Annotated in this window: 11 protein-coding genes; 7 read left to right on the top strand and 4 right to left on the bottom strand. The window is 47.6% G+C overall.

Features of this window, described 5'->3' with window-relative positions; translation table 11 throughout:
- Positions 1-7: 7 nt before the first annotated feature.
- The 3 genes from petA to AC3B6P_RS03280 are packed head-to-tail and all read left to right on the top strand — an operon-like array spanning position 8 to position 2,508.
- The gene (gene petA / locus AC3B6P_RS03290; RefSeq protein WP_489804708.1) at positions 8-670 is read left to right on the top strand and encodes a ubiquinol-cytochrome c reductase iron-sulfur subunit; all 663 of its coding nucleotides are present in this window, start codon (positions 8-10) and stop codon (positions 668-670) included.
- 18 nt (positions 671-688) lie between these two features.
- Positions 689-1,858: a cytochrome b gene (locus AC3B6P_RS03285; protein WP_489804707.1), complete on the top strand. Its 1,170-nt coding sequence runs from the start codon at positions 689-691 to the stop codon at positions 1,856-1,858.
- Complete coding sequence (locus AC3B6P_RS03280) at positions 1,855-2,508, top strand: cytochrome c1 (RefSeq protein WP_489804706.1); 654 nt, start codon at positions 1,855-1,857, stop codon at positions 2,506-2,508. The genes AC3B6P_RS03285 and AC3B6P_RS03280 overlap by 4 nt, the downstream gene beginning before the upstream one ends.
- Positions 2,509-2,546: 38 nt before the next feature.
- Here the strand turns inward: AC3B6P_RS03280 and AC3B6P_RS03275 are convergent, their stop codons facing one another.
- Positions 2,547-3,596 (bottom strand): aldo/keto reductase, encoded by a 1,050-nt coding sequence (locus AC3B6P_RS03275; protein WP_489804705.1) that lies wholly within the window; start codon positions 3,594-3,596, stop codon positions 2,547-2,549.
- A gap of 156 nt (positions 3,597-3,752) precedes the next feature.
- Here AC3B6P_RS03275 and AC3B6P_RS03270 point away from each other — a divergent pair, with 156 nt between their 5' ends.
- The 4 genes from AC3B6P_RS03270 (at position 3,753) to AC3B6P_RS03255 (ending at position 7,246) form a co-directional block, all read left to right on the top strand.
- Positions 3,753-4,445, top strand: coding sequence for a response regulator transcription factor (locus AC3B6P_RS03270; RefSeq protein WP_489804704.1), 693 nt, complete (start codon positions 3,753-3,755; stop codon positions 4,443-4,445).
- Positions 4,446-4,462: 17 nt separating this feature from the next.
- A complete protein-coding gene (locus AC3B6P_RS03265; RefSeq protein ID WP_489804703.1) occupies positions 4,463-5,866 on the top strand; it encodes a sensor histidine kinase in 1,404 nt (467 codons plus the stop codon).
- Positions 5,867-5,873: 7 nt separating this feature from the next.
- A complete protein-coding gene (locus AC3B6P_RS03260; RefSeq protein WP_489804702.1) occupies positions 5,874-6,287 on the top strand; it encodes a hypothetical protein in 414 nt (137 codons plus the stop codon).
- 191 nt (positions 6,288-6,478) lie between these two features.
- Complete coding sequence (locus AC3B6P_RS03255; protein ID WP_489804701.1) at positions 6,479-7,246, top strand: SIMPL domain-containing protein; 768 nt, start codon at positions 6,479-6,481, stop codon at positions 7,244-7,246.
- 15 nt (positions 7,247-7,261) lie between these two features.
- Here the strand turns inward: AC3B6P_RS03255 and AC3B6P_RS03250 are convergent, their stop codons facing one another.
- From AC3B6P_RS03250 to AC3B6P_RS03240, 3 genes are all read right to left on the bottom strand, one after another.
- Positions 7,262-8,614, bottom strand: a complete 1,353-nt coding sequence (locus AC3B6P_RS03250; protein ID WP_489804700.1) for a S1C family serine protease — start codon at positions 8,612-8,614, stop codon at positions 7,262-7,264.
- Between the two features lie 195 nt (positions 8,615-8,809).
- Positions 8,810-11,242, bottom strand: coding sequence for an ATP-dependent helicase HrpB (gene hrpB / locus AC3B6P_RS03245; protein WP_489804699.1), 2,433 nt, complete (start codon positions 11,240-11,242; stop codon positions 8,810-8,812).
- Positions 11,243-11,287: 45 nt separating this feature from the next.
- Positions 11,288-12,145: an NADPH-dependent oxidoreductase gene (locus AC3B6P_RS03240; RefSeq protein ID WP_489804698.1), complete on the bottom strand. Its 858-nt coding sequence runs from the start codon at positions 12,143-12,145 to the stop codon at positions 11,288-11,290.
- Between the last annotated feature and the right edge of the window lie 4 nt (positions 12,146-12,149).

Below are 12,149 nucleotides of genomic sequence, written 5' to 3'. Positions count from 1 at the left end.
CGGTCCCATGAGCAGTACACCTCCTTCTGACGATCCATCAAAAACGCACACCCCTTCCCCTACCAGGCGTCAAATCCTGACGGCCAGTACGGTAGCTCTGGGAGGTGCAGGGGCCTGCACACTGGCTGCACCTTTTATCGAAAGTTTAAAAGGACCTAATGCCAGATTACAATCGGGTCATAACAGTGAAGGAGCAGCATTGCTTGATGTTGATCTATCGGATCTCAAACCTGGAGAGCATAAACAGGTTATATGGAAACAATGGCCTGTTTTCATCCTGCACCGAACGACTGAAATGATGGCCGTTCTGACTGATCCTGCTTTGAAAGCCAAACTCAGCGACCCTGATTCGAAAATCCGTCAACAACCCAAAGATGCCGTAAATGATTACCGGTCCATCAATCCCGCTTATGCCATATTGATTGGTATATGCACTCACCTTGGCTGTGTGCCTAAATTTTCCGATAATCGTGTCCCCTATCTTAAAGGGGGACTGTTCTGTCCCTGCCATGGTTCAGAATATGATAATGCGGGACGTGTTCTTACAGCCATGCCGGCACCTTATAACCTGCCTGTCCCCCCTGCCCGCTTTATAAATCCGACGACATTGAGGTTAGGCGAGAGCGCTGGGGAGCCTCATTTTACCATGAATGATATCCGCCAGCTCTAACCCTGATAACTGAGTCCCATGACCCCTGATTCCCACAAGAAAAATCCTCCCCAGCGCCTCGCTCTTTTTCGGAAATGTCATGAGCATTTTGTCCATTTCCCAATGCCGGCAGTAAACTGGCTTTGGTGTGTGGGGGCCTGTCTGGTCGTCGCCTTGGGGTTTATGGGACTTAGTGGCCTGTTTCTTGCAATCAATTACCAACCGGACGTACAGCACGCTTTTTCTTCTGTCATGTCAATAGAACGCCGCGTCCCAGCAGGGTGGTTCATCCGTGCCTTGCATATGGGAGGGGCCACAATGCTTTTTGCCGCCTTATACCTCCATACAGGGCGCGGCCTCTGGTACGGATCCTATAAGGCGCCACGTGAATTTGTCTGGTGCAGCGGACTCTTGCTTATGACTTTATTCATGAGCACAGCTTTTGCTGGATATATTCTCCCCTGGGGACAAATGTCCTATTGGGGCGCCACAGTTGCAACGCATGCGCTTGCATCCATCCCCCTGATCGGTAAACCCCTCATGACCCTCTTGCTTGGAGGAAGTGAGCTAGGAGATATTGCCCTGCGGCGACTTTTCGTACTTCATTTTGCGTTAGGTTTTATTGCTGTCGCGCTGGTTATAATACATATTCTCTGCCTCCATAGTGTAGGCTCTACCAATCCAACGAAAGACTCTCCCAAACCGGATATGAATATGCGCCCTTTCCATCCTTTTTATACAATCAAGGATGGTATTGCGATTTGTCTGTTCCTGATCCTTTATGCCTCTCTCATCTTTTTCCTTCCAGGACTTATTGAAAAACAGGCAAATCTTTTCCCTGCCAACGCTTTCAAAACCCCACCGACCATAAGCCCTGAATGGTATCTTGCGCCCTTTTTTGCCATGTTACGTGCTATCCCCTCTCAATTAGGCGGGTTGGTGACGGCTCTGGGGAGTATGCTGTTATTATTTGCTCTCCCGTGGCTGGACCGTTCTTCTCGTCATAATGCACGTTTCAGACCTTTTATTGGTGCCGGATGGATCCTGTTTTTTGTATCTTTCATCATCCTTACGATTGCAGGTCTGTTACCTCCTTCTGCTTTATGGGTCATATTAAGCAGGCTTGCCCTGATCGTCTGGTTCAGCGTTTTTCTCATCCTGCTCCCCTGCGTCAGCTGGCAGGAACGCCAGAAGGAGATGCTAAAATGAAAGGGCTGACACTGAAAATCCTACTTCTGGGAATTGGCCTTTTTGGATTATCTTCTCATTCTTATGCAGATGAGAAAACACTGGAACACGGCTTATATGTTTTCCAGCATGTTTGCATGGATTGCCACGGCATGACCCAGGCCCGTTATAATGATATGGCTGCTTTAGGAATCGCGCCCTCATCACTCAAAAAATGGGCTGAAAGCCGAAACGCCAAACCTGGCGACTTCATTGCCTCCCCTTTTCCAACCCTGGAAGCGGCAAAAGCCTCTTTTGGGGGCGATGCTCCGCCAGACATGTCCATACTCGCCCGTCAGGTCGGGGGGGGAAGCTATATTGAGGCCATGCTTAAATCCTTCACCCCGCCACCCGCTGGCTACATCCTTGCCCCGCAAAGCTATTACAATAAAGTCGCCCTGACACGTCATCGCGTTTTCCGCATGCCATCTCCTTTTTTAAAAGAGACTATTACCTATCCCGACGGGACAGTCGCTGACATCCCTCAAATGGCGCATGATGTTTCAAAATTCCTGGACTGGGCAGCAGCACCACGGGCAACACATCGCCAGTTTTATGGCATCGCAATACTAGCTTATCTTTTTATTATGTTTGGCCTGCTTTTATGTCTGAAAAGGATAATCTGGAAATAACCCTGTTTTCATAACAGAACGGGGTTATTTCCATAAGCTCAGGGAGCGGGGTTGGCATTCAGCTGATGAATCGCATTGATCTCCGCCTCAATATCAGGCGTGATCATATCTGCCTTTGTCTCCAGCAAAAGAGCAAGCTGCGCCTGTGACGTTGCCCCAATGATCGTACTCGTCACAAAAGGACGTGACATTACAAAAGCTGTTGCCATCTGGGCGAGGTTCAGCCCTTTCTGCTCTGCCAAGGATTTATAAGCTTTAATGGCTTTATCAACACCCGGTTTTTCATAACGCTGTCCACGATTGAATAATGTCGTCCGTGCGCCTTCGGGACGGGCACCATCAAGATATTTCCCTGTCAGATAACCTTGACCAAGAGGGGAATAAGCCAAAAGACTGACCTTTTCACGCAGACACATTTCTGCAAGACCAATCTCGAAGGTGCGGTTTATCAGATTATAGGCATTCTGAATCGACGCTATGGAAGGCAGTCCTTTTTTCTCTGCCTCGGACAGAAACTTGGCAGTCCCCCAGGCCGTTTCGTTTGACAAGCCGAAATGACGGATTTTCCCTTCCTGAACAAGGTCACTTAAGGCACCCAATGTTTCTTCAACCGGAACTTCATCAGATTTGGATAATTCCCTAAAGGTCGTTCCCCCTTCGCCAAATAATCCAATGACCCTGTCAGGCCAGTGAAGCTGATAAAGATCAAGATAATCCGTTTGCAGGCGCTTTAATGAACCTTCAATGGCATAGCGGATTTGCTTTGGGGTTAAACGCGGCTTTTCACCTTCGGGGCGATACCAGTCATTTGAAGAACGACCGACAACCTTGCTGGCCAGGATAATTTTATCACGTGAGCCCCGTGCTTTCAGCCAGCTTCCAATAATACGTTCAGTCGTGCCGTAAGTCTCGGCTTTGGGGGGAATGGAATATAACTCAGCTGTATCAACAAAATTCACGCCATGATCAAGCGCTTGATCGAGCTGTGCATGCCCTTCTGCCTCTGTATTCTGTTGACCAAAAGTCATGGTCCCCAAGCAGATTTCACTTACCTGAAGACCGGTTTCCCCTAATTCATGATAATGCATAATACCCTCTTTGAAATGACACCATGATCTGAAATGAACAAATTCTTACGAAATTATAACATGCCCGGAAGCTTTTATTCAGTCTGGTAAAACGCTATCGTGAAACGGTTAAAACGATACTTTATACTATCAACACTGAAGAAAGAATTCGGACCGATGCGTATCCTTCTTGTCGAAGATGATCCTACCGTACGCTCCTACGTATCTAAAGGACTGAAAGAAGCAGGCCATACTGTTGATGAAGCAGATAATGGCAAGGACGGTCTCTTTCTGGCAGTCAGTGAAGTCTACGACGTCATCATCCTTGACCGTATGCTGCCAGGAGGCATTGATGGTCTCAATATTGTCGAAACATTGCGGGGACAGAAAAACAAAACCCCGGTCCTAATCCTCTCAGCTCTGGCAGAAGTGGATGAACGTGTCTCTGGTCTGAAGGCCGGAGGCGACGATTATGTCACGAAACCTTTTGCTTTTTCAGAACTACTCGCCCGGGTCGAAGCCTTATGCCGAAGAGGTCAGACCGACAGCCCCCAGACAACAAAACTCGCTGTCGGCGATCTTGAGCTTGATCTCCTGGCCCGGGAAGTCAAGCGTGAAGGTAAAAGAATAGATCTGCAGCCTCGTGAATTCCGCCTTCTTGAATTTCTGGCACGTCATGCAGGGCAGGTTATCACCCGTACCATGCTTCTTGAAAAAGTCTGGGATTACCACTTTGATCCGCAGACCAATGTAATTGACGTTCATGTTTCAAGGCTACGCCAGAAAGTCGATAAACCCTATGCCCAAGCCATGATTCATACAGTACGTAATGCCGGTTATATTCTGCGTGTTCCCGACAAAACTGCCTGAGCTATGAATTTGCCCCCATGAATCAGGCTCTGTCCTCCCTTCCCCGCTGGCGACGCTGGCCAATACGTTCAATAGGCGTTAATTTTGCATTAGCCTATAGCGTGGTCTTTATCGTTTCAGCAGGACTGTTTCTTTCCTTTACATGGTGGAGTACAGCTAACCTCTTTAACCGTCACGTACAACAAGCCATTGAAACGGATGCCTCAGATCTCATGCACCGCTGGCAGGCAGGTGGCCCCCATGCTCTTGCTCATGCTATTGAAGACAGGCTGGATCAAAATGTGGATGATGATGCGCTTTATCTTCTAGTCGATGGGCAAGGACGTCGTCTTGCAGGCAACCTTCCAGGGTGGCCTGTAAAAATCCAGAAAACAGACCATTATTACGAACTCCCCATAAGACGTTATTCCTTCAGAATAACCGCAAAATTCAGGGCCTATAACCTACCCAGACAATATCGCCTGATTATAGGTCATGACGTACGAGACCGTTCATTACTCAGCCATATTATTACAGAAACACTTGTCTGGTGCTCGCTCATGGTTTCACTTCTGGCATTGGGGGGTGCCTTTGTAGTGCGCCGTCTTTTCAGGCATGTCGTCTATTCCATAGCTCGCACCACCCGCGCTCTTGCAAGTGGAGACCTTAACCACCGCATCGCCCTGAATGGAAGTGAAACCGATCTGGTTGCAGAAACAGTCAACACAATGCTCGAGCGCATAAACCGCTTAATGGATGGTGTCAAACAGGTCTCTAATGCCATTGCCCATGATTTGAGAACCCCTATTGCACGCGCCAGAACACGCCTGGAAGATGCAATCGAACATGCAAAAACGGAAGAAGAAATCCGCCAGGCAGTCACAGCAGCCATTGACGACCTCGATCATATCACAATGATTTTTGAGGCGTTACTGCGTATCGCTCAAATTGAGGCTGGGGCCAAGCGTGCTGCCTTTGCTGAACTTGACCTAAACCAGCTTTTAGAAACAATGGCTGATTTTTATAGTGCTTCTGCCGAGGACGCGGGAATGAAACTTGTCCTTGAAATGACACCCCTCCCCCCCATTATTGGTGATAAGTCACTCTTACAACAAGCCATTGCTAATCTGTTGGATAATGCCATAAAATTTACCCCTCCCGGCAGGATAATCACGTTACAAACCCAGCTCCTTCCTCCTCATGAGACTTTTACCGGTAAGGTTACGATTACAGTACGAGATCAGGGGACCGGGATGGCCGAAAAAGATATTGCCCGTGCCCATGAACGCTTTTTCCGTGCGGAAACGGCTCGCCATACTCCTGGGTCGGGATTAGGGCTCTCGCTTGTGCAGGCAATTATGGAGCTTCACAAGGGGAAATTAACATTACGCAATGAAAATCCTGGTTTGGCTGTAACCTTGACTCTTCCTCTGAAAGATTAATCATTTTATGAAAAAAAATATGTTTTTCCTTTATTTTCCCAAAATATCTTCAGAAAAAACGATGAGCTTCGTCGAGGCATTTTTCATATTCGCTCTCTTTACAGCTCTTTTTATAGAACCGCCTCTTCACTACGCCTACGCCGATACCCTCATGCAACCGCAGGAAAATGACTCATCAAAGGGACTGGAAGTGACGAGTGACAGGCTTGATTACTGCCTGAGACTGGACCGCGCTTTAACACGCAAACTGCTTCATCCTCATAGTATCCCTGTTGGCGTTATGGAAGATGCCCACCTGTTACAACGCAGAGGACTCGAGCTCTGCACTGAGGGTCATATAAGAGGAGGCATTGAGCGCTTAAGACGTGCTCTTGTCCTACTTAAAAATTACGACAAAAACAGTCATCCATTAAAAAACTAGAGTTATATTTTCAAAAAATTAATATTAATTAACGATTATACTTAATTAAATTTTATAAATATTATATTTACTTGATAAAAAACCAAAAGATCTCATAATAAAATTTAGATAACCAGAAGGGTATGGAGAGAATATTTCTATTTAGACCATCCCCTTTATAGTAAACCTGACCTCAAATATGGAGATATTTTATGACTCTCTTACCTGTCAGACATCGTTCCAGGCTTAAAGCAGCCTCAATATTTGCCCTTGGCAGCTTTGCCTTTGTTTTTTCAAGTGTCCCATCCGCCAAGGCTGACCCCGCTGAAACAGCGCCGCCCCCTCCTGAAAAAGGGGTCAAATTGGCTTTCATGACAAAAGGTGTGGCTCATGCAAAACCAACGAAACTTACTATTGAGTTCGAAGCACGCAAGGAAAACAGCTCCCCCATCTCCGCCCAGCTCAAACTGAATCAATTGGTTGATGAAGCTATTAAAACCCTTTCAGAACAAGGTGATATCAAGACCATAATAGGCAATTATTCCATTTCACAGGAATATAGCCCAAAAGGTCCAGCGCATTGGAGTGCGCGCCAAAATATCAAAATCAGTGGGACAGACAGCCAGAAATTACTTTCTTATGCCGAGAAATTACAAAAAATTGGCTTAAATATTGATAATTTTACCTGGTCCCTCGACTCTCAGACACGCCATAAACTTGAACAGAAGGCCCGGACTGAAGCTTTGCAGAAAGTACGGACACAGGCTGAATCAGACGCACGGGACCTGGGTCTGAAATTCATCAAACTGGACCGTGTCATGGTTCATACTGGCGGAATGCCCAACCATATGGGCCCGCATCCTATGACAATGATGCTCTCACGTTCTGTGGAAAATACTGCTTCTGCCCCCCAGAGTACGCCTGAAGACCAGTCAGTTACTGTAACTGTTATGGCCCAGGCCCGACTTGATAACCCATAATAATAAGGGCTTTTATTAGTCCGACAGAGGGCGCTTTCCTAAAGTGATGGAAAGCGTCTTTTCTTCATTATTACGTTTAATCGTAAAAACGAAAATCGTGCCGGGAAGAGCCGCAGCAACACTTCTTAAAACTGTGCGGGCGTCCTTTACCTGTACTTTACCCATGGCCAGAATGGCATCTTTTTTACGCAATCCTCCCTGCCAGGCAGGGCCGTCATGATCGACATCTTCAACAATCATGGGAACATTCGTGTCATTTAATGTAACCCCCAACCAGCCATGATCAACATGGCCTGTTTTTTCAATCTGCTCCACAACGGGGGCGACGATTTCCGCAGGGATTCCAAATCCGATCCCCACGGAACCATCACTGGGTGATGCAATCGCCGCATTTACCGCAATGACCTGTCCATGAAGATTAAAAGAAGGCCCCCCTGAATTACCGGGATTAATAGGTGCATCAAGCTGTATGAAATCATCCATGGCACCGATTCCAAGATCACGCCCTACAGCCGAAATAATTCCTGCTGTTACAGAAGAACCAAAACCAAACGGATTTCCTGCAACCAAAATCCAGTCCCCTATCTCAACCTGACGGCTATCCCCCCACGTGACACAGGGCAAAGGCGTATCAGCATCGACCTTGATAACTGCAATATCTGTCATGGGGTCACTCCCCAATAAATGCGCAGGCAGGCTACGCCCATCAGAGAGAGAAACAGTTACACGAGTTGCCCCGCCGATAACATGGCGATTCGTAACAATCAGCCCGGAAGGGTCAACAATGAAACCTGAACCAGCCCCCGTCATATCGTCCTCTGCTGGTCTGACAATCCTGCGGCGAGAAGAATGACGCATTTTTTTATGTAATCTCTTAAGATGACCAGAAGACGCTTTCCTCTCCTGTCTTTGAGCCTTCTGCAGCCCTTTATTACCATCAGCAGCAGACGATTTTTCAGAAGGAGCAGGAACCGACCTGGACGGCTTTTCCCTATCAGCAGGATTGCGGGAAATAGAGATATTCACCACCGCTGGAATAACCTGTCTGACAAGTGGTGCAAAACTTGGCAGATCTGCCATCATACTCATGCCAGGCACGGTAGCCGGCGTCTTTTCGGGCTCTGGCTTTTTCGTCTCTGCTGATGTCATAACAGAACTGGCAGGCACTGTTGGCCTGACAAGTGGCGCCGAGATCGGCACAGGAGGCTGATGATGATGAAAAAAATGTTCTTTTAAAGAAGATTGTGAATTAGGAGTTCCTGAAACAGAAGGGGTTTCACTATAAGTCAAGAAAACTGTACATACAGCCCCAGCTGAAAGACCGCCTGTCAAAGCGGAAATCAGAGCTGCCTGTACAAACCGCTTCATGGTTAATATTCCCGATATAATGGCCTTTTGCCTAACACGGCCAAAAGCATTCTAAAAATAAAATAGGGTGTAATAATAGCACCAAACCATCACAATGCTAAGCGGTAAAATATCTTCGTTATTTTCTGTTAATCCTGTTTTTACAAACAATTATTAACAATTTATTGGGCATAACATCCTGCCATTAATACCCTTTCAGGACGGATTTTCCGGCCAGTCATGTTTAGGATAACGCCCTCTCATATCTTTACGTAAATCCAGCCAGCCATTTTTCCAGAAAGCTTCAAGGTCAGACGTAATGGCCTGTGGTCTATTGGCGGGAGATAAAAAGATTGCCTGTAGAGAAATCTTTCCCTGAGCCAGCAACGGCAAAGACGTCAAACCATAGAAAAACTGTGCCCTGGCCGAAATCGTAGGCGCTGCGCCTGTATAGTCGATATGAAAATCTCTACCTTTCAAAGTGAGATGAGCAGGAAAATTTTTCTCGAGAAACTGACGGTCTTCGTAAGAAAGAAAGCTCTGGAACAGAACCACCATATCAATCCCTTTAAGCTGAGAGAGACTATTTAACCCTATCAGCCATGGACGAAGCCATTCACCTTCTTCAGATAACGCTTGATCTGAAAGATCTGGCCATTCTGGTTTTAAAAGATGACGGGCCCATAAGAGACGCGCCTGTAGCTGACGCGCTTGCTCGCTCCACCCTAAAAGGGAAAGCTCATTTAATGCACGCTCCAAAAGAAATTGAGCTGACTCTTCAGGTTCTGCTGGGAGATTTTTATCCTGTAGAATGACTGATCCAATCCGGATACGCACACGCGACCATAATCGTCCAGTCTGGGAGTCACAGCTTAATTCACGTTGCTCGGTTATGACATTACGCAAGGCAACAGGGAGTTTATCAGCCTGAACTGGCACAGAAAGTGTAATTTCATGAGAGCGTTTTTTATGCACACCAAGAGCTAGCAATAAACTCTCTTTTGAAAGAGGGTCACCAAGAGAAAGATGGGCACTCCCCCCGGAAGCCAGTCGATAACGCCCCTGCGCACCGGATTGCTGTGCCAACCTGTCAGGGAAACCGGCAGCCAGCAGAAATGGAACGGTCTCTCCATCAATCAGGGAAAAATCAACCTGTTTCAATCCAAGACGCCGCCCATAACGATAGGCCATTCTTTTGAGATGATCCCGCAAAAAAGCAGGTACAAAATGATTGTCACGTCCAAAAAGAACCAGACACTGCCTTATATCTGATGTAATTTCTGCCCTATGATCGCCACGCCTAAAAGGATCGCGTTCTTCGAGTAAGGCAACAAGCGAAGCAGCTGTGACCTTCTCTGCTTCATTACGTGCAGCACATAATATGGCTGCCAGACGGGGATGCGCCCCGATTTCTGACATTTTCTGCCCAAGAGATGTCAAGAGGCCCTTATCATTAACGGCACCCAACATTCTTAAAAGCTCCAGTGCCAATGATAGATTTCCGGCAGGAGGGCGTTCGATGAATTCCAGATCCTCAGGCACTGTCCCCATAACTTCACGCCACCGGGCCATCAGGAGCGCAAGGGAACTCAGGTCAGCTTCCCTGATCTCGGGAATATCCTGTAGAGAAAGGCGGCGCTGTGTTGCTTCTGACCATAATCTCACAGTTTTCCCCGGACCCTGGCGGCCCGCACGGCCTGCCCTTTGTTCACTTGTCGCACGGGAAATACGGTGCGTCTTCAATACTGGCAGACCTGTAACGGAATCACGCTCAGGGCTACGGCGCCACCCGCCATCAATAACAACCCTTACCCCGGGCACTGTCACGGAAGTTTCTGCAATAGACGTTGCCAGAACAATATGACGAGCCTGGTCTGTTGCAAGTACTTTCTGCTGTTCTTCAACAGGCTGCTCGCCATAAAGCAGACTTACAGGCAGTCTGGCATCAAGAAGCAACGCAACATGCCTGATTTCACCAATCCCTGGCAGAAAAACCAGAATAGAGCCTTCTTCTGCCTCCCATGCTTCATGAATAACTCTAGCACATAATTTCGGCAGATCACGTAAATCAGCAATATCATGCCGGTGATCAACAGAAACAGGGTAAGAACGCCCCTGACTTTCAAGCAGAGGCGCTTGTAGGAAACTGGTAAAAAGCTCCGTATCCAGGGTTGCAGACATTGCCAGCACCCTTAATTCCGGGCGGAAATTTTTTTGAAGATCAAGGCAGAAAGCAAGTCCCGCATCGCAATCAAGAGAACGCTCATGAACTTCATCAAAAATAACAATACCAACATCATCCAGCAAGGGGTTCATAAGGAGCTGCCTTAGAAACATACCCTCAGTCAAAACCTCAATACGTGTCTGTGAAGAAACAGCCTGATCCAGCCTTGTACGGTACCCTATAACCCTTCCCGGTTTTTCTCCCCTCTGCTGCGCCATATAAAAAGCAGCCCCCCTGACAGCAACTCGGCGTGGTTCTATCAGGATAATCTTCCTGCCCGCGAGCCAAGCAGGATCTGCTTCTAAAAGGCAGGGAGGCACAAGCGTTGTCTTCCCTGCTCCCGGAGGGGCCATCAAGACAAGATTTGAGGCTTTATCAAGCATGTCAAGAAGTGCAGGCAAGACATCTTCAACAGGAAGAGACATATCACTTCTCATCTCTTTACAGAATAAAACAAAGGCGAGGAGATTTTATTGCAATGGAAAACCGCGTTTATGCAGAACATCTTTTATGACATGCCGCCCGCCCAGCCCCTTAATGCTGGAAACACGCTCTGCAACAGTCTGTGACCAGCGCCGAGAAGGCAGACCCTGCTCTTTTTGATAAGCATCTGCTTTCTGATCATAATCTGTGATATGGTCTTTTTCGCCCTCAGTCTGGTAATAATTCTTATGCACAACTACGTTCTGACTCAAACGGGGTTTGATATGACGTGTAACCTCTTCGGCAGGGTATCCGACACATAATCCAACAACCGCATAAGCACGCAGGGGAAGGCCCAGAAGCTGCGCGACTTCTTCAACATGATTGCGCAACCCACCGATATAGACCGTACCAAGCCCCATCGATTCAAACGCTACTGTCGCATTTTGTGCCGCCAATCCCACGTCAAGCACCGCCATGAGGTGTGATTCCTCATAATCCAATGCAGTTTGGGCGAGGTCTTCCTGCTCAGCCAGACGGGCCAGACGGGCCAGACGGGCCAGACGGGAATGATCAACAATCCATGCCAGAAAAACAGGGGCCTGTTTGATAAATTCCTGATTACCGGCAAGTTCTGCCAGCCTGTCGCGTTTCTGCTGGTCTGTAACGACGATCACAGACCAGTTTTGCAGGTTACAGGAAGTCGCCGCAGAAGATGCCGCCGCAAGCCCCGCTTCAATCATCCCCTCTGGCAGAGGGTCAGATTTATAGTCACGCACACTCTGATGAGAAAGCAGACCTCTTATTGTCTCATTACCGACAAGACCAGCAGGGGCTTTCTGGCGATAACGCTCCTGCCAGAGTTTATTGATGTCAGGACCATAAAAAAGCGAGGCTTTTTTCATAGGC

Source organism: Aristophania sp. ESL1142, assembly GCF_058107345.1.
The sequence above is the reverse complement of the archived record's forward strand: the minus strand, read 5'-3'. Positions and strand labels throughout refer to the sequence as shown.